The sequence below is a fragment of the Brachybacterium ginsengisoli genome, from assembly GCF_002407065.1.
GTDB classification, from domain to species: Bacteria; Actinomycetota; Actinomycetes; order Actinomycetales; family Dermabacteraceae; genus Brachybacterium; species Brachybacterium ginsengisoli.
This window is the reverse complement of record NZ_CP023564.1, coordinates 3,747,530-3,765,662: the sequence shown is the minus strand read 5'-3', so window position 1 is coordinate 3,765,662 and position 18,133 is coordinate 3,747,530. Positions and strand designations below refer to the sequence as shown.

The following is an 18,133-nucleotide window of genomic DNA, read 5'->3' as shown; positions in this document are numbered from 1 at the left end:
TCACGGCGCGGGGTGATGGGCATCGGAGCCAACGGCGGGAGTCGAAAAAATGAACACCTGTGTGATTCCGGTGACATCGGACGAAGTTCCTGGTCAGGAACATAGTTGAACAGTAATCTTTCAACGAGCCCTCCTTTCGGGGTGACTAACGGGCGGTCCCGGCCGCCCCTACTGTCCATGCGCCGCATGGACGTCGGCTCCTTGAGAGAGAGAATCGAGATGACCCCACAGCGTCCCCCCTCCACCGGATCGACGGAGAGCGAGGCCTGGCCCTCCGCCCCCACCTTCGGCACCTCCGGTGCGAGCCGTGTCTCGCACGGCCGCCCGCCGCCCGGCGGCAGGTACCTGCAGCGCCCCGTCGACAGGCCGGCGAAGAGCTTCCCTGTTGCCTGGCTGCTGTCCCTGATCCTCGGCCTCTACGGAGCCGACCGCTTCTACCTGGGCCGCTGGAAGAGCGGACTGGTCAAGCTGCTCACTTTCGGCGGGTTCTTCATCTGGTACCTCGTCGACCTGATCCTGCTCACCCTGGGGCAGCTGAACGACTCCTCGGGCCGGCGCATCCGACCGACGGCTCCGTTCGTCTGGCCCTCCCGCATCGTCTCCGGCGCAGTGGTCGCCGGGTTCCTCGGCGTCTTCGCCCTCTCCGCCACCGCCGAGGACGCCGCACCGCCCGCTCCCGACGTCGCAGCCGTCGAACAGAGCTCCCTCGAGGACGCCGCGCAGGAAGCTCCCCAGCCCGCGGCCGGCCCGGCCGACGTGCCGACCACGGAACTTGCGTCGACTCCCGAGGTCGAGACCCCCGCTGAAGGCACCGCGCTCGCCGTGCTGGCCGGGCTGGAGCAGAAGGACCGCGGCGAGAAGGCCGGGTACGACCGCGACACCTTCGGCTGGCGCGAGGACCTGGACCGCAACGGCTGCGACACCCGCAACGACGTGCTCCGCCGCGACCTGCACACGATCACCCTGAAGGCAGGGACGCAGGGCTGCGTGGTGCTGCGCGGCATCCTCGAGTCGCCCTACAGCGGCGACACCGTGGACTTCGATCGCGCGAACTCGACGATCGACATCGACCACGTGGTCTCGCTCTCCGACGCGTGGCAGACCGGCGCCTCCACCTGGGATGAGCAGCGGCGTCACGAGTTCGCGAACGATCCGCTGAACCTCCTCGCCGTCGAGTCGAGCCTGAACCGGCAGAAGGGCGACGGCGACGCCGCGACCTGGCTGCCGCCGAAGAAGGACTACCGTTGCGAGTACGTCTCCCGGCAGGTCGCGGTGAAGGACAAGTACGACCTGTGGGTCAAGCCCGCCGAGGCCGAGGCGATCGAGCGTGTGCTCTCCGACTGCGAGGGCTTCCTCGCGATCACCGGCGAGAACCCTTGGCCCGTGACCGGCGATGGCGACGTGGTCGCCACCGAGTCCGAGCCGACGAAGGAGCCCGCCCCCACCCAGGAGGCGGAGCCCGCTCCGACGAAGGCTCCGGAGCCTGCGCCGGCCCCTGCGCCCGCGCCGGCCAAGGACCCGGTCCCGGCGACGAAGGATCCTGCTCCGGTGAAGAAGGATCCCGCCCCGGCGCCCGCTCCGGCACCTGCCCCGGTCAAGAAGGATCCGCCTCCGGCTCCGAAGCAGGATGACAGCAGCGGCAGCGCCTATTACAAGAACTGCGATGCTGTCCGAGCTGCCGGCGCGGCACCCATCCACCGAGGGGACCCCGGGTACGCGAAGCACCTGGACCGCGACGGTGACGGTGTGGGCTGCGAGTAGTCAGTGACGAGGCCCGTGATGCCAGCTGGCATCACGGGCCTCTGCCTCACCTCGCGCTGCGCAACGCCTCGAGCACCGCGGGCAGGGACTCGACGCCGTCGCTCGCGAGGAAGTGCCCGGCCCGGGGGACCACGCTCACCGGGCTGTCGAAGGCGGCGGCGACCTCGTCGCTGAGGTCGGCAGGGACCAGCGGATCCGCGGAGGAGCGGATCACCCGGACGGGGCCGAGTGCAGGCTTCAGTGCAGCGGGCTCGAGACCTGTGAGGAAGTCGCCCAGACCGGTCCGGATGAACCCGTCGAGGTCCTCGTCCCCGACCGGCGGGAGCGGCGCGAGGAAGGGCGCGACCGCCACGAAGGCCCCGAGGGATCCGTGGTCCCCGGCCTGCTGCAGCTGGCGGACCGCTGCCAGCGCCGTCGGATTGCCGAGGCTGTGGGCGACGACGGCGGTCTCTGCGTCGAGACGGCCGATGGCCTCGGCGGTCCTCGTGATCCACGCGCCCGCCGACGGAGCGAGCGGTGAGGGGAGCTCGGGGACCACGGCCGTGGTCGCCTGCGCCGCGAGCCAGGGGAACCAGTGGTCGCTCGGCGCGGCGCCGAAGCCGTGCACGATGACGAGGCGGGAGAAGGGGAGTGCGGACGAGCCGTCGGTGTTCGTGGTCATGTCGCGGACGCTACGCATTACCGTTGGTGTGAAGGTCAAATCCGTCCTCGTGGAGGTCCAGGTGCTCATCACCGAGTTCGCACGGCGCGCCGGAGTCTCTGCGCGATCCCTCCGTCACTACGAGGAGCAGGGGCTGCTCGCCCCCGCCCGCACCCAGGCCGGCTACCGCCTCTTCGAGGAGGCGGATCTCGAGATCGTCGCCCGCATCCGGCTCATGATGGACGCCGGCCTCTCCACCGTGGTGATCCGGCAGTACCTCGACTGCGTGAGGACCGGCTCGGGCACCCATCATCTCCAGCTCTGCCCCGCGCTGCAGGCCGAGCTGGACCAGGTCGCCGAACGCCTCGATACGGCCTCCCGCCGCATCGACGCCACCCGCGCCGCGCTCAGTGACCTCGCCTCCTGACCACCCGGTCAGCCATCGGCCTCCGCCTCGTGCGCGAGCACGTAGGCCCGGCGCAGCACCTCCACCTGCGCTGGGTTGTACAGCTCGGTGACGGCCCTCGTGAGGTCCTGCAGGGAGGAGCGCCGTGTGCTTCCGAGCGGAGGGTTCTTCGTGCCGGGATGCTCCTCGTGGATGGTGCGGAGCACTGTCGCCAGACGGGCCGCGACGGCCTGGATCTCCTCGACGTCAGCGTCGGGAGGCAGGGTGTTGAAGGCGTCGTCGGCCTCCTGGTGATCCGCGGCGATCTCCCGCAGATCCTGCCGCCCCTGCTCGTCGAACATGCGCTCGCTGATCATGACCACCGCACGGTCGGCGGGGGTGAGGGCGTCGGCGACGGAGGCGAAGCCCGCCGGGACGTCCGACTCTGCATGGTGGTCCAGCAGCTCGGCGATCTCCGCGCGCAGCTCCTGGCTGCGGGCGATCGACGCGGCCAGCTGCGCATCGAGAGTGCGCAGGGTCTGCGTGAAGGTCTCCCCGGAGGTCCCGAGGCCGGCGATGTCCGCCAGCGGCATCCCCAGATCGCGCAGCCGAGCGATCTGCAGCAGACGCACCAGATGGGGCGTCCCGTACTGCTTGTAGTTGTTCTCGGCCCGCTCGGGCTCCTCGAGCAGCCCAATCGAGTGATAGTGCCGGATCGTCTTGACGGTGGTGCCCGCGAGCTGGGCGAGGCGGCGCGTGCTCCAGGCCATCAGAGGGTGCCGGGCAGAGCGGGTGCTGGGGCGGGTGGTGCGGGAGCAGGCCGTTCGAACATGCGGACATCCTCCCTGCTCAGGCTGCTCAGCGGAAGGGAGCCCTTGACCGTGCCCCTGGGGCACGGTGTGCGGTGCGGTCATCGCCATCGAGCCCGAGGAGGCACCCATGACCGCCCGTTCCGACACCCGATCCACCGCGCCGGCACCCCGCCGGGTCGACACCGTCCGACCCTTCGGCGCCCATCTCGCCATGAGCTGGTGGAAACCCGTGGTGATGACGGTCGTCGTGGTCGCCATGACCTACCTCCTGCAGCTCCTGCTCCTGGCGGGTGCCGCCGTCGTCGAGGTGGGCATGCTCGGCAAGGATCCCGCCGACGAGTCCCTCACCCCGCTCACCTATCTCGCCCTGAACCTCTCGATCATCCTGCTGGTCCCGATCGTGGTGCCCCTGCTGCGCCTGGTGACCGGGACGCCGTGGCGGGAGGTGCTCGCGGTGGGCCGACGCTTCTCCTGGCGGCGACTGGGTCGCTGGACCGCCGTGTTCGCCGGGCTGATGGTGGCGCTGAACCTCGTGCTGCCGCTCGTGCAGCCCTCCCCGCTCGCGGCCGTCGCGGTGACGGGAACGACGGTCGCGCTGCTGGCGATCATCCTGCTCACCACACCGCTGCAGGCCGCGGCCGAGGAGATCGTGTTCCGCGGCGTGCTCACCGCCGCCTACGGCTCCTGGCTGCGCTCGGCCCGGCCCGCACTCGCCCTCGGGACCAGCCTCTCCACCGTGCTGTTCGCCCTGCTGCACACCTCCGCGGACCCGTGGATGCTGCTGAACTACCTCGGTCTCGGAGCCAGCACGGCCCTGATGGCGATGCTCAGCCGCGGGCTGGAGGCCTCGATCGCCTTCCACGCCATGAACAACGTGTTCGCCATGGGGATCGGCGCGGTCTTCGCCTACGGGGGAGGGATCGCCCAGGACCGCTCCGCCGGCGCAGGCGGGTCGTACATGCTGCTGTTCCTGCTCGCCCAGGCGGTCGGTGTGCTGATCGTGTGGCGCGCGGAGCGGCGTCGTGCCGCGACCCGCGATACGTGAGCAGGGCCGCCGCCGACGGCGGACGGTCGTCCCGTCGGGCGACCCCACCGGAACCGTCAGATTCCGAACCACTTCTCGGCCGGATATGGTTCGGAATCTGATGGTTCCGTGCTGCTGCCGACGGGGCCGACGGGGGCCTGCGACCCGACCGGGAAGCATCCGGCCCCCGTCGGCGTTCCCGCGGGAACGCATCCACCAAGGAGGACCTCGCATGCTCACCCTCGATCTCACCGACCGCACCGCGTTCGTCAGCGGATCCACCCAGGGCATCGGCCTCGCGATCGCCCAGCAGCTCGCCGAGGCGGGTGCCCGCGTGGCCGTCAACGGCCGCACGGCCGACCGCGTCTCCGAGGGGATCGACTCGCTCGTCGGCGTCGGGATCCCGCGTGCCCGACTGATCGACGCCCCTGGGGACGTCACCACGACGGACGGGCTCGCCGCCGCGCTCGAGCCGGTCGGCGACGTGGACATCCTGGTCAACAACCTCGGCATCTTCGGCGCCGCCCCGGCGCTGGAGATCACCGACGAGGAGTGGCAGCGCTACTGGGAGGTAAACGTGCTCTCGGCCGTGCGTCTGATCCGCGCGACCCTGCCCCGCATGACGGAGAACGGCTGGGGCCGCATCCTCAACATCGCCAGCGACTCCGCCATCGTCACCCCGGCGGAGATGATCCACTACGGCGTCTCCAAGACGGCGCTGCTGGCCGTCTCCCGCGGCTTCGCGAAGGAGGCCGCCGGCACCGGCGTCACCGTGAACTCGGTGATCGCCGGCCCCACCTACACCGAGGGTGTGCAGGAGTTCGTGTACCAGCTGGTGGATCCGACGCTGCCGTGGGACGAGGCCGAGGCCGAGTTCATGCGGCTGCACCGCCCGCAGTCCCTGATCCAGCGACTCATCCGCCCGCAGGAGATCGCGAACATGGTGGTCTACCTCAGCTCCCCGCTCGCCTCGGCGACGACGGGCGGGGCGCTGCGTGTGGACGGCGGGTACACGGATTCGATCTTGCCGTGAGGGGTGAGCGCGGCGGGTGCCGGCGGCGCGCATCAGGATCGGCGACGGCACCCGACGGGCCTGTTCGACCGGCGCGCTCAGGCCCTCGAGCCGGGTCGTTCGTGCGACGCGCGTGATCCCGCATTCACCACCCGCGGGATTCCGGCCGCGGAGGTGACGGCCGCCGCGACGGTGAAGGGGATCATCCCCAGGGCGAGCATGGCCGTTCCGGTCCCGCCCGGGACGGCGAGCACGTCGTGGGTGAGGACCAGCTGGGCCCCGGTCTGGAAGGCGGCGTGGAAGCCGACGGACATCCAGATCGAGCCGGTGAGCTGACGGAGCCAGCCGAACCCGATGCCCATCACGAGGAACAGCGAGAGGTCCACCGGATCCCAGCTCTGGCGCAGGAGCGCTCCGAACAGCGTGAACAGCAGCGCCTGGGCGAGGATGACCCACCAGCCCCGGGCGAGAGTCCCGAGCGAATGCATGATGCTGCCGCGGAACACCGCCTCCTCGGGCACCGCCTCGACGGCCAGAACGGCGACGAGCAGCAGGAGGACGGTGCGCACCAGGTCGGGTCCCGGGACCGTGAGGGTCGGCGGGGCGCCGAGGAGGCTGAGAACGCCGAGCGTCGCCGCCGCCGGCGCGCTCCACAGCAGCGCTCCCCAGAGGGCGAGCCGCCACCCGGTGCGCGGGCTCGTCAGCCCCGCGTCGCGCATCCGTCGGCCGTCCGCGACGCGGACCAGCCCCAGGATCACCGTCAGGGTCAGAGCGCTCAGCGCGCACCCGGCGGCGATCCGGAGCATGAGCGTGGTCGGGTCCGAGGGATCGGGCGCGGCGGGCAGCAGTGACGGCAGGACGGCGAGCCCCGCACCGAGCGGGAGCATCGCGAGCGCGATCTGCCAGGCAGCGGTGGCGAGCCGTCGGGGCCGCGCGGCCGCGGCGGCGTCGATCCGTGGCACGGGAGCGTCACCTTCCGGTCGCGCGTGGCGTCGAGGGAACAGTGCCAGGGTGCGACGGAGTCGGCACCGAGGCGACTGAATGGAGCCTACGGAGCGCGCCCGCCGCCGCGCCTCCTTCGAAAGAGGGAGACGGCGTCATGAGGGGACCGCCCCGACTCGACGGGCGCGGACGCACCGCACGGGGCAGCGCGCGGTCGCGCGGCGCCGGCTCGTGCTCCGGCTCGTTCTCCGGGCGCTCCGGTCACCGTCGCCGCAGCACCAGCACTGCGTCGACGTGCTCGCCGTGCGCGCCGTCGGGTCCGGTGGCGGGGCGCCGGCGCTCCTCGGCGATCTCCACCGCCCAGTCCTCGACGGGCTGGGCGAGCTGCTCGGCCTCGGCGTGCACGTCGATCATGTTCGGCGCGAGATGGTCGGACCACGACGGCGGCGCGGCATGGGAGATCGTCACCAGATGCCCGCCGGGGCGCAGCGCGGTGGCGGCGCGGCGCAGGATCTCGATCCGCTCCAGCGCCACCTCCGACTGGAAGAACGAGGCGGTGACGAGGTCGACGGTGTCCGGCTCCGGCTGCCAGGCGTCGAGGTCGGTCGCGGTGAAGGTCGCACGGTCCACGCCGCGTGCGTCGGCCTCGGCGCGGGCACGGCCGACGGCGGTCTCGGAGATGTCCAGGCCCCGGGCCTGCCAGCCCTGCTCGGCCAGCCACAGCACGTCCCCGCCCTCCCCGCAGCCGAGGTCGATCGAAGTGCCGGGCTCGAATCCGCCGACCACCTCCGCGAGCGTGGCGTTCACCCGCCCGGACCAGACGCGCTCCTGGCCCCCGTAGCGCTTCTCCCAGTGCTCGGCGGGGGAGAGGGACGGGTCCGGGGCGGGGTGAGCGTGGGCATGCGCGGCGGAGTGCTGGTGCTGGTGTGTGGCCATGGCAGGAGCCTTCCAGACGGCGATCGCCCGGGACAGGGTTCGTGCCGGGAGCGCCGCACCGCGGGGACGCTGTGTTGCGCGGGGCGCACCGCAGGGAGACGTCCGCCACGCCCGGACATCGGCCAGCGCCGTCGGCCCTTGACCCTGACGCGTTGTCAACGTGTCGACTTCCGGTCATGACTCGCATCGTCCTCCCGTACCTCGCCTCCTACGGCACGTCTCTGCTGGGCAACTCGGTCACGGCGATCGCCCTGCCTCTCTTGGTGCTGTTCACGACGGGCAGCCCTCTGGGTGCCGGAGCGGTGGCGTTCGCCGCCGCGGTGCCGTCGGCGCTCGCCGGGCTGCTGATGGGCTTCCTGGTGGACCGCATCAATCGCCGCACCGCTGCGATCCTCGCCGACGTGATCTCCGCGCTGGCCCTGGCGCTGCTGCCGCTCATCGAGCTGACGATCGGCCTGAACCTGGGATGGTTCATCGCGATCGCGGTGCTGAACTCCTTCGGGGACGTCCCCGGGGTCACCGCCCGCGAGGCCATGCTCCCGTCGCTCGCCCGTGCCGGTGGCATCGACCCCGCGCGCCTCATCGGGCTGCGCGAATCGCTCGGCGGAATCTCGATGCTGCTGGGGCCCGCTGCCGCCGGGCTGCTGGTCGCCACGCTCGAACCCGTCGCCGTGATGTGGGTGACCGCGGGCATCGCCGCGCTCGCCGCCCTGCTCACCCTGCTGATCCCCGCCCGCGCCGCCGCGCACGAGCGGTCCGAGACCTCGGTCGGCGGGCTCCGCTCGAGCGCCGGCGCGATGCTCCACGGCCTCCGTCTCATCGTCCGCACCCCGCTGCTGCGCGCCCTGGTGCTGCTGCTCCTGGCGCTCGCGGTGGTGCTCGCCGCCTTCCAGGGCATGGTGATCCCGGTCCACTTCGCGTTCCGGGGTGAGGGGGAGGCGGTGGGCTTCGTGCTCAGCGCCCTGGCCGCCGGAATGCTGGTGGGCGGGGGCGTGTTCGCCGCGGCCGGTGCCCGGCTGCCCCGTCGGGCCTGGCTGATCGCCGGGATCCTGGTGATCGCGGCGGGTCTTGCCGTGCTCGCTACGCTGGAGTCCACGGTGATCGTGCTCCTCGGCGCGGCGATCGTGGGCCTGGGGGCCGGGTCCATGAACGCGGTGGTGGGGCTGACCTTCGTCGAGGCGGTCGACGAGGGCCGACGGGGCACCGTGCTCGGCGCCCAGAACGCCCTCATGACCCTGGTGCCCGCCCTGGGCATCGGCCTCGCCTCACTTCTCATCGAGTTCGGCAGCCTGGAGCTCACCGCGGCGATCCTCGCCGGGCTGTGGCTGCTCACCGTCGTGGCCGCCCTGTTCACCCGCCGCCTGCGCCGACTCGGAACGGAGAGACTCTGATGCGCATCGCCGAACTCGCCGATCTCGCAGGCGTCAGCGTGCGCACGATTCGCTACTACCACCAGGCGGGGGCTCTGCCGGAGCCGCCCCGACGCGCCAACGGATACCGCGACTACTCGGCCGACGACCTGGTCACGGCGCTGAGGATCCGCCAGCTGACCGCATCCGGGCTGAGCCTCGCCGCGGCCGGTGCGCTCGCCGCCGATCCCTCCCCGCAGGCCGACGAGGAGGTGCTGGAAGCAGCCGACCGCGACCTCGCCGCCCAGATCGCGCTGCTCACGGAGCGTCGCGAACGCCTGGCGCAGGCCCGCGCGGGCGGGCACGTGGGGCTGTCCCGCGAGGCAGCGGCCCTGAGCAGCGAGGCGACCGACGTGCCTCCGGCGATCCTGCTCGCCAACCTGTACCGCGACCACGAGCCCTTCCTCCGCCTGGTCGAGGCGCTCACCGAGCCGGGCAGGCGTGAAGCGGTGGCTGCGCTGCAGCAGCGCTTCGACGCGCTCGACGCCGACACCCCCGAGGCCGAGCTCGAAGAGCTCTCGGACCGGGTGCGCATGGTGTTCGACGGTCTGGACGAGGATCTGCCGCCGTTGCCCCGAGCTCAGATGCAGCTGCTGCTCGAGCTCGTCGACCGCGGCCTCAACGTCCAGCAGCGGGAGTTCGTGCGACGCCCGTTCTGAACGGGCCCGCGTCCGGTACAGTTCGGCCACCACCAGCGGATCTCGTGGCCCGTCTCCTCGGCCGACGCCGGCGGACGACGAAGGGACACACCCGTGACCACCTCCGGCCTCAGCCGCGCCCAGCGAATCGACGCCGCCACCCCGGAGTCCCGCAATCGCGTGGTCGACTTCCTGCGCGCCGCCGCGATCACCGTGGTGGTGCTCGGGCACTGGACGATCATCGCGGTCGACGCCGACGGCGGCATCCTGCCCCACGGCGTGCTCGACGGCGCCGCCTGGACCCATCCGCTCACCTGGGTGTTCCAGGTGATGCCGATCTTCTTCTTGGTGGGCGGCTACTCCAACGCGCTGTCCTGGCGCTCCGCGCGACGGAAGAAGGTGGCCTACGCCGAGTGGCTGCGCACCCGGCTGCGCCGCCTCGGCATCCCGCTGATCCCTCTGCTGCTGGCCTGGCTCGTGATCGGGGTGGTGGCCGTCGCCGCCGGGGCACCGAATGCCACCGTGCAGCTCGCCTCCCAGATGGCGCTCATCCCCACCTGGTTCCTCGCCGCATACCTCATGGTCATCCTGGTCGCCCCGCCGTGCCTGCGGCTCTGGGAACGCTTCGGCTGGTGGTCGATCCTCGGCGGCATCGCGCTCGCCGGAGCGGTCGACGCGATCAGTCTCCTGGCCGACCAGCCGCTGCTCGGCTACCCGAACTACCTGCTGGTGTGGGCGGCATTCCACCAGGTCGGATACGCCTGGCTGGATGGTCGGCTCGCAGGATCCGGACGACGCCTTCTCCTCGCCGCGATTGGACTGGTGGGCCTGCTTCTGCTCGTGCTGGTGGGCCCGTATCCGGTCTCGATGGTCACCTCCGCGGCCGACGAGATCTCCAACTCGAGCCCCACCCGCATCACCATGGCTTTCCTCGGCATGCTGCAGGCCGGGCTGGTCCTGTTGCTCGAGAAGCCGCTGACCGCGCTGCTGCGCCGGCCCGGTCTGTGGTTCGCCACCGTGCTCGTGAACCAGCGGATCATGACCTGGTTCCTGTGGCACCTCACCGTGATGGTGGGCGTGGCGCACCTGCTGCTCGCGCTGGATGCCCGGGCGCTGCTGCCCGAGCCGCTGAGCGGCCTGTGGTGGGCGACAAGGCCGCTGTGGGCACTGGTGCTGCTGGCGCTCACCGGGGTGGTGGTGCTGGTGATCGGTCGGTTCGAGACGCCGCGAGCCGACGACCGGCTGGCGCCGCCAGTGTGGATGCCGGTAGCCGCGGCAGTATTCGTCATCGCCTCGCTCGCAGTGATGGCCTCGGTGGGCACCGTGGGAGAGAACGGCGTGGCCTGGGTGTGGCCGCTGCTGCCGGTTGCGGGGTTGTGGGCATTCAGAGTTTTTAACTTTCCGAGATCCTAAAAGTGACTTCCGGAGTACTCATTCCCAAGCTAGTCAATCTGTATTGAACTAGCGCCTTTGCCAGGCATGTACTCCCACCCCAACTTAAACCCAGGTGGCGAAAGACGACTGCCGGCTTTGCGGGTGGAACGCTAAGACGGAGCCTGGTCATTTGGGTGGCAATCGAAACGCACTCTCGATCACCCAGGGCCGGACCTGAAGATTATGAGAGTACCCGATGTGTACCCCTGCAGTACCACTATCTACCCCTCCCGCGTCAAGAGCTAGGCGAGCCAAATAATGCGCCAGCGCAGAAAATAGCAACGCATTGTCCTTCCGGGAAAGCGCCCGTACGCATAAAAATTCAGCCCGAAATGCTAACTTAGGGCATTGGAGGCGTGATTAGTCTTGCCTCAAAGAAGATAAGCAAATAAGTGCCCCCGATCATCGGTAGGCTCTATCATTAAATAATAGGCGCGCGTCCGGAACGCGCCCCGTAAGACGCCATCGGCACGAAGCTCGTACGTGGATGATCGTGTGCACGGCTTCCGGGTCGACAAGTCCGTGCCTGTGAGCAACTGAAGCCGTGTTCGCTAGAAATGCCCCACGAGGATGCAACAACGAGGTAGCATTTCAAGGGACGGGCCGCGGCGTCTCTGCGCGACCCATGGACATCCATTTAGAAGGCTCTCGATAAGAAGTGGACAGCATGGAAGCTAAAGAAAACCCGAACATATTCTTCGCATACGCATCAAAGCCGCCCCTGAGGGTTGATGCCATCAGGCAAGCGATCGGAGAACTCGAAAAGCGAGGAGTCGATGCGGTCGGGTGGGAATCACTAGTTGTCTCCGGGCGGAGGCTAATTGATCCCATACTGGAGGCAATTACACGTGCAGACATCGTAATTGTGGAGCTCAGTAGCTTCAATCCCAACGTTCTGTTTGAATTTGGGTACGCCCTTTCGCTAGGTAAGCAAACCTATATCGCGTTTGATGAAACAGACATGTCTGCGGCGGCACTCTGGAAGACTTTCCCGATTTTTGAGCAGATTGGCCGTGTTGACTATTCTGGGAACCATCAGATTCTGGCAAACCAGATAGTTAGGAACCTGTCTGAATCGACCCAGTCCCTTTCGCAGAGCTTGATCGCAGGTGCGCAACCTCGAGAAGATAATGCCGTGTTTGCAGTCCATTCTCCGATTAAGCATACTGCGGCTCAATCACTCGAGCGCTTCCTAGAGAGGCAGACACATCTGACGTTCAGGGGCTCGAATGCAGATCTAATTTTGGCACCCCTCGAGTTCTATACAAAAGAAATCTATCGCTCGTCGGCTGCAATTTTCCACTTGCTTGGATCTAATCGGAAGCGATCAGTTGAGCATAATGCCGTTTCTAGCTTCCTTGCAGGGTTTGCGAGAGGACTCGAGCTTCCAATAATTATGGCTGTTGAGGGAGGTCAATCCAATCCGCTTGATTATGTTGACCTGCTATATGAGTATGATACCGCTGCGCAACTTCAAGGCAAGGTTGAGGCTTGGCTCGGCAGCCTTCCGAAAACCGCTGGATCGAAGCGCAGGATGGGGCGCCTCGCACTTGATATTGAACTTCCACTCCATTCGTTCGGCGAGTATGTCGCCGAGTATGAGACTGAGTCCTTGCCGGACTACTTCGTGCAAACGAGCGAGTTCAATGCTGTAGTAGGGGGTGAGGCGAAGGTATTTGCGGGCCGAAAGGGGACTGGAAAATCGGCGACCATGTCCCAGGCGGCAGCAGAGCTTGCCCTCGATAGAGGGATCCTTGTTGTTCCAATCAAGCCAAGTTCGCATGAAATGAGCGGGTTGACTCAAGTCGTGAGTGACTATGGGTCAGGAGAGCAACTTGAATATATGCTCACCATGATTTGGAAGTATGTCGTGCAGACAGAAGTCGCACTAAGGGTCATCGCGGAAAGTGACGTTTCTCCCGGACACCTCATTGACGGAGAGGTAGTTGACGACTTGCGCAATCTGCTTTCCCATATGTCAGTAAGTGCGGAAAGTAGTTTCACGGATCGCATAGAAAGCGTCGTCCGACGCCTAGAGAAGGTGCATGGCGGGCAAGGCTTAACACTTACGCCGCAGGACGTTGCCAAGGCACTGCGGACGGACGGGTTGAGTCGCCTGGTGCAGCTCACAAAGGCAGCTCTCCGAGAGAAAACTAGGATTGCGGTTCTCGTTGATAATCTGGATAAGAACTGGGAGCCAAGTGATCAGCTTGAGTCGTTGTCACGGCTGATTCTCGCCCTGCTCGTTGCTTCCGGGAAGATTGAAAAAGATTTCGAGCACGGAGGCGGAAGCGCGCAAGAGTTTGAGTGTGCGGTCTCCCTGTTTATTCGGACTGACATCCTTGAGGCCGTAAAGAAGTACGCCAGAGAGCCTGACAAGATCGGATCTAGGACTGTCGACTGGAATGACGAGCAGCTTCTCGTGCGAGTTCTTGAAGAGCGTTACCAGGTTAACAGTCGGCAGTCCGGTGGGACGATGTGGGCCGAACTCTTCTGCGACGAGGTTCAAGGACTTCCCACCCGCGACTATCTTTTGTGGCGCGTCCTTAGGCGTCCAAGAGATTTTATCTACATGGCTAATGCGGCCTTGACTACTGCAATTAATCGCAAGCATGACCGCATTGACGCGAGCGATATCCTATACGCGGAAAAGGAGTACTCGCGATTCGCAATCGAGGCTCTTCTTGTTGAAAGCTCCTCTGCTTTCGATGAGCTCGAAGAAATGCTTTTTGAGTTCGCCGGTGTCGGCGCAACTATGTCGGAGCAGGAGCTCGACGATATTCTTAAGTCTGAACAGAACGCTGATCAAATTAAGTGGTGGCTCATGTCTACGTCGTTCCTTGGGGTCGAAACGTCGGGCGGAAAATTCGACTATGTCGAGGGCCTTGATGTCTCGCGTCGAAAACTTCGTGTCGCTCAGAGAAACTCTTCTAATAACGATCGGGTGCTTAGATTTCAGGTTCACCCGGCGTTCAGGGCGTACCTTGAGATCGTGGATGACGATCTGCATGCCTAAAGGATTCTGCGGGCGAAGTAGAGTCTCTCGGAGTTGATTTCAGTGGCGCTGGCGGTGTCGCGTAGTCGGGCTGAGGCTTAGGGGGATCCGATGCCTAAGCCCGACTTTCCCGCTCCGTCGACGCGTCCATACTCAGTTCTGGGGTGTCGCGTTACTTGTGTCTTTCGGCGTCGACGGTGCGAGGAGCGGTCGCGTTATGGCCTCTAGCGGGATGTTAAAGTTCGGAAGTTTAATTGCTCGAAGATTCCAAGGCTTCGAGAACTGTTGCCTTCGAGAGCCACTATCGCCGCCGGCCTTGATGCTCTATGTAGCGCTTAACTCTGAACAACCGACTGCACTCATGAGCATGTTGTGCGTGTTTGGGCGCTTGCTTCCGCTGTGATGAAGTCCCTGCTTGCAGCATCTAGGCGGCGGCCTTCGCTTCGAGGAACAGATCAACTGGCATCGCGCGATCAAGCTTCCATACGATCTGCAGCGGCCTGGATCCCGTTGCGCTCTCGAACTTGGCGGTCCCGAGGCAAGTGTAGGGCTCCGTGCCGAGATCACCCGTCTTCGCTCGCCTCACGAAGAGCACAACGCTGCTGCCGCCTGCGACGTGCGTCGCGTACCTGCGCCCAGTCGCACTGTTGGCACTTGTGGTGCTCTGCGATTCCCAGTGGAAGTAATCCTGGTTGACCGCGTAGTCGCGATACAGCGTGGTGGGGGAGTAGTCCGCCTCGGACTTCTTCAAGGTCACGAGAAAGGCATCTGTCTGCAGCGAAGGTAGCCACTTCACTCCTTCGCGGATGGTGCCTGGCGTCCCAGTATCGAGAGTGCCCAGACCGAGCCCGGCAAGGAGCTCTTCGCGGGAGAATTGAGCGTGGGACCGCAGGGGCGTCGCCGCCAAGTGTCCGTCGAGGGCCCGGGGAAGTGTGCGCGAGATCTGTTCGCGGTAGGTCAGGAGATCCACGACCTCACTCACAAAGCGTGGACGAGTGCGGAGATCCTCGAGGCCGGCACGGATTCCCTGGGTCCCGGTGGGCCAGAAACTGAAGAAGAGCATCGCGGCATAAAGGTTCTCTTCGATCCCATGAGGAAGCTCGGGCGCCGTAAGAAGGTCTCGATAGGCACGCAACCGGTCCGGGTCGTCGACGTGAGTAAGCGCCCCCACTCTGCGCATCAGGATCTCGTCGTCCTCGGAGCTGGCAGTGCCGCGCTCGGCCGGGAAGGCCCAGTCCACGAGGGAAGACCAACTCGCGGCACGCTTTTGACCCTCAAACGTCCGCGCGGAAGGTGCGTAGATGTCTGCGAGGGAACGCTCGGCTTCGCGGAGATAGGTCCCCACTGAGTAGTCGCGCACTGCGATGTCGGGTGCCTTGTGCTGGCGCACGTCGACCACCAAGTCCCTGGTGGTCAGCTTGAGCTGCTTGCGGATGTTCGTGAGGACGATGTCCTGTGCGACTCGGTCAAAGACAATCTGCGAGCCAGGCGGAAGGAATGGGAAACCGGTTCTGACGTTCCGCTCGAGCTTGTTGCGGGAGAGCCCTGTCAGCGCGCGATACTTGATGTCGAAGCGGAACTGTTCGTTCTGCAGCCCCACGAAGTCGAGCACCGTCAGGACAGCCTTGTTGTCTGCTCGTCGAAGGCCTCGCCCGAGCTGCTGCAGGAAGATCGTCGCGGACTGGGTGGGCCGCAGCATGAGGACGGTATCGACCATGGGGATATCGAGGCCCTCGTTAAAGAGGTCGACAGCGAAGAGGCATGTCAGTTCGCCGCGACGAAGCTTCTCGAGTCCTTCTCGGCGCTCGTCACTGCGCGACTCGCCAGAGAGGGCGAGGGCAGGCAGGCCTGCGTCATTGAAGACCTGGGCCATGTAGTGGGCGTGATCCACACTGATGCAGAAGCCGAGCGCGCGCATCTGGGTGGGGTCGGTGACCTTGTCATGTACGGAGGCCAGTACCTTCGCTGCGCGGGCATCATTGCCGGTGTAAACCTTGTCGAGCTGGCTCAGGTCATACCGTCCGCGGGAGAAGCGGACACTACGGAGGTCAACTCCGTCGGCGATCCCGAAGTAGTGGAACGGGACGAGGAGATCCGCGCCGAGAGCGTCCCAGAGGCGGAGCTCGCTGGCGACTCGCCCCTCGAAGAAGGCGGCCGCGACATCCACGCCGTCGGCACGCTCTGGCGTGGCAGTCAGTCCGAGAAGTTCGCGTGGCTCGAAATGGTCAACCACCCGGCGGTACGTTGTCGCCTCCGCGTGGTGGAACTCGTCGATGACAACGACGTTGAAATGCTCCTTGCCCCACTTGAGGAGCTCGCCAGGTCGTGCAATGGACTGGACGGATGCGAAGACATGCCTGCCGCGGGTGGGCTTGAGTCCGCCGACGAAGAGCTCGCCGAAGCTCCCGTCCTTGAGGACGTCCCGGTAGGTGCGCAGAGCCTGTTCGAGGATTTCCTTGCGGTGCGCGATGAAGAGCAGTGACGGCTGATCCGTTGGTGAGGACTTCAGCCGCTTGTAGTCGAGGGCCGCGATGACGGTCTTGCCCGTGCCGGTCGCAGCGACCAGGAGATTGCGGTGCCGGTCGTGGATGCTGCGCTCGGCCTCGAGGCCGTCAAGCATCTCGCTCTGATGCGGGTAGGGACGCACATCCAGTTGGCTGAAGTCGAATGTTCCAGCGCCGGTGCGACCACTGTTCTTCGCCAGTAGGGCATCGAGGTAGTCGGCGTCCCGGTCCGGGTCATATGGGGCGAAAGCTGAGTCATCCCAGTAGGTGTCGAAGGTGGACTCGAACTTGTCGAGCAAGCTCGGCGTGGCGTTGCGTGACAGGCGCACGTTCCACTCGAGGCCGTCGACGAGCGCGGCACGGCTCATGTTGGAGCTGCCCACGTAGGCCGTCGTGTAGCCGCTCTTGCGATGGAACATCCACGCCTTCGCATGTAAGTGCGTCGACTGAGCGTCGTAGTTGACCCGCACCTCAGCGTTCAGCGCACGCACGAAGTAGTCGAGCGCTTTCCGGTCGGTGGCACCGATGTACGTGGTGGTGAGTACCCGGATCTTCGCCCCACGATCAGCCGCAGCTCGGAGGGCATCTTCGAGGACGCGGATTCCGCTCCACTGCACGAAGGCGCACAGCAGATCGATCTGATCTGTACTGGCCATCTCGAGTCGCAGTTCTGAACCGAGCTGTGGATCTAGGCGAGAGTTGGTGAACAGCGCGACGTCACTGAGCGGCGTTGAGGGTCGGGGAGCGGCGGTGTCCTGCGCTGCGGTCACCGACGTCAGAAGTCGGGGCCCCGGGGAAACAGCAGTTTCGAGCTCCGCCGGAGGCAGGCTGTTCAGAATGCGATTGGCCAGTTCAATCTGGCCGTCCCGAGGGGTGCTCTGGAGCGCGTTGCTCACCGCGCTCGCGATGTGCTGAGTCAGAACATGGGCAACGTCTTCGGAGTCGACGTCGGCCGTCACAGTGGTCAGCCCACTCGCCTCGGTGCCGTCGAGCACGTTGCCAAGCCCAGCGGTGACCAAAAGTTCGTAGAGCCCGGGATCGAGGGAGTTTGGGATGGTCATCGCTCGTTCTCCGCGAGGGCAGAGTCATGAAGCTTCGCGGCCAAGCCCTCGATGATCGGAACGTCTCCGGGAGCCCACTCGAACTGATCCAAACTATCCAGGGGAATCCAGGTCATTGCGTCATGGTCGGTACTCGATGTGGGCTCTGCACCTCGAAGCGTCACGGAGTAGCACGACAGCTCGATGGTCACAGTGCCCACAGTGCTGAGGCTCTGATCGATGAAGGAGCCTACGGCCACCTCAACGTCGAGCTCCTCGTGCAGCTCACGCGCCAAGGCTCCCTCAGGGGTCTCGCCCGCTTCGACCTTGCCGCCAGGGAACTCCCAGAGCCCACCGGCGCTTCGCTCCAGATTACGCCGGGCCGCGAACACCGCGTCACCACGTCGAATGATCGCGCCCACCACGCTGATTCTCTGGCCACCCGTCACTGCAGCTCCTCTGTCGTCAGCGATTTCTTCGATCCTACGGATACCGCCTGACAGGGAGAGCGAAACGGCAAGGACAGAAGCAGTTGCTGCAGAGTGTCTCGTAGAAACTAAGCGCAGGTTCCACTACAGAAGAGGCCCGCGCGGCTGGCAGA

14 protein-coding genes are annotated in these 18,133 nt (G+C 66.2%); 8 read left to right on the top strand and 6 right to left on the bottom strand.

The features are described 5' to 3' along the window. Positions 1-219: 219 nt before the first annotated feature. On the top strand, positions 220-1,761 hold the full coding sequence (locus CFK41_RS16795) for a GmrSD restriction endonuclease domain-containing protein (RefSeq protein WP_096800709.1): 1,542 nt from the start codon (positions 220-222) through the stop codon (positions 1,759-1,761). Between the two features lie 46 nt (positions 1,762-1,807). On the opposite strand, the gene CFK41_RS16790 is transcribed toward CFK41_RS16795, so the two are convergent. Beyond that, positions 1,808-2,422 (bottom strand): RBBP9/YdeN family alpha/beta hydrolase, encoded by a 615-nt coding sequence (locus CFK41_RS16790; protein ID WP_096801158.1) that lies wholly within the window; start codon positions 2,420-2,422, stop codon positions 1,808-1,810. Positions 2,423-2,450: 28 nt separating this feature from the next. Between CFK41_RS16790 and CFK41_RS16785 the strand changes: the two genes are divergently transcribed. Next, positions 2,451-2,828 carry a MerR family transcriptional regulator gene (locus tag CFK41_RS16785; protein ID WP_227873131.1) on the top strand — a complete coding sequence of 126 codons (378 nt, stop codon included), beginning with the start codon at positions 2,451-2,453 and terminating at the stop codon, positions 2,826-2,828. An 8-nt stretch (positions 2,829-2,836) separates the two neighbouring features. On the opposite strand, the gene CFK41_RS16780 is transcribed toward CFK41_RS16785, so the two are convergent. Further along, on the bottom strand, positions 2,837-3,556 hold the full coding sequence (locus CFK41_RS16780) for a MerR family transcriptional regulator (RefSeq protein ID WP_096800708.1): 720 nt from the start codon (positions 3,554-3,556) through the stop codon (positions 2,837-2,839). A gap of 169 nt (positions 3,557-3,725) precedes the next feature. Here CFK41_RS16780 and CFK41_RS16775 point away from each other — a divergent pair, with 169 nt between their 5' ends. Both CFK41_RS16775 and CFK41_RS16770 read left to right on the top strand, forming a co-directional pair. Further along, positions 3,726-4,643: a CPBP family intramembrane glutamic endopeptidase gene (locus tag CFK41_RS16775; protein ID WP_096800707.1), complete on the top strand. Its 918-nt coding sequence runs from the start codon at positions 3,726-3,728 to the stop codon at positions 4,641-4,643. Positions 4,644-4,854: 211 nt separating this feature from the next. Continuing rightward, entirely contained in the window at positions 4,855-5,655 is an 801-nt protein-coding gene (locus tag CFK41_RS16770; protein WP_096800706.1) for an SDR family NAD(P)-dependent oxidoreductase, read from the top strand. Positions 5,656-5,732: 77 nt separating this feature from the next. On the opposite strand, the gene CFK41_RS16765 is transcribed toward CFK41_RS16770, so the two are convergent. Together CFK41_RS16765 and CFK41_RS16760 are read right to left on the bottom strand one after the other, a co-directional pair. Continuing rightward, positions 5,733-6,596 carry a CPBP family intramembrane glutamic endopeptidase gene (locus tag CFK41_RS16765; protein ID WP_096800705.1) on the bottom strand — a complete coding sequence of 288 codons (864 nt, stop codon included), beginning with the start codon at positions 6,594-6,596 and terminating at the stop codon, positions 5,733-5,735. A gap of 241 nt (positions 6,597-6,837) precedes the next feature. Further along, the gene (locus CFK41_RS16760; protein ID WP_096800704.1) at positions 6,838-7,512 is read right to left on the bottom strand and encodes a class I SAM-dependent methyltransferase; all 675 of its coding nucleotides are present in this window, start codon (positions 7,510-7,512) and stop codon (positions 6,838-6,840) included. Between the two features lie 176 nt (positions 7,513-7,688). Between CFK41_RS16760 and CFK41_RS16755 the strand changes: the two genes are divergently transcribed. The 4 genes from CFK41_RS16755 to CFK41_RS17835 all read left to right on the top strand — a co-directional run bounded on the left by CFK41_RS16755 (position 7,689) and on the right by CFK41_RS17835 (position 14,009). Further along, the gene (locus CFK41_RS16755) at positions 7,689-8,903 is read left to right on the top strand and encodes an MFS transporter (protein WP_096800703.1); all 1,215 of its coding nucleotides are present in this window, start codon (positions 7,689-7,691) and stop codon (positions 8,901-8,903) included. Further along, on the top strand, positions 8,903-9,580 hold the full coding sequence (locus CFK41_RS16750; RefSeq protein WP_096800702.1) for a MerR family transcriptional regulator: 678 nt from the start codon (positions 8,903-8,905) through the stop codon (positions 9,578-9,580). Before CFK41_RS16755 ends, CFK41_RS16750 begins: the two co-directional genes overlap by 1 nt. Positions 9,581-9,673: 93 nt before the next feature. Next, complete coding sequence (locus tag CFK41_RS16745; protein WP_096800701.1) at positions 9,674-10,972, top strand: acyltransferase family protein; 1,299 nt, start codon at positions 9,674-9,676, stop codon at positions 10,970-10,972. A 688-nt stretch (positions 10,973-11,660) separates the two neighbouring features. Further along, positions 11,661-14,009: a P-loop ATPase, Sll1717 family gene (locus CFK41_RS17835; RefSeq protein WP_151904793.1), complete on the top strand. Its 2,349-nt coding sequence runs from the start codon at positions 11,661-11,663 to the stop codon at positions 14,007-14,009. 403 nt (positions 14,010-14,412) lie between these two features. Here CFK41_RS17835 and CFK41_RS16735 read toward each other — a convergent pair whose 3' ends face one another. Both CFK41_RS16735 and CFK41_RS16730 read right to left on the bottom strand, forming a co-directional pair. Continuing rightward, a complete protein-coding gene (locus CFK41_RS16735; protein WP_096800699.1) occupies positions 14,413-17,553 on the bottom strand; it encodes a DUF3427 domain-containing protein in 3,141 nt (1,046 codons plus the stop codon). Further along, positions 17,550-17,981: a (deoxy)nucleoside triphosphate pyrophosphohydrolase gene (locus CFK41_RS16730; RefSeq protein WP_227873130.1), complete on the bottom strand. Its 432-nt coding sequence runs from the start codon at positions 17,979-17,981 to the stop codon at positions 17,550-17,552. Before CFK41_RS16730 ends, CFK41_RS16735 begins: the two co-directional genes overlap by 4 nt. Positions 17,982-18,133: the final 152 nt, after the last annotated feature.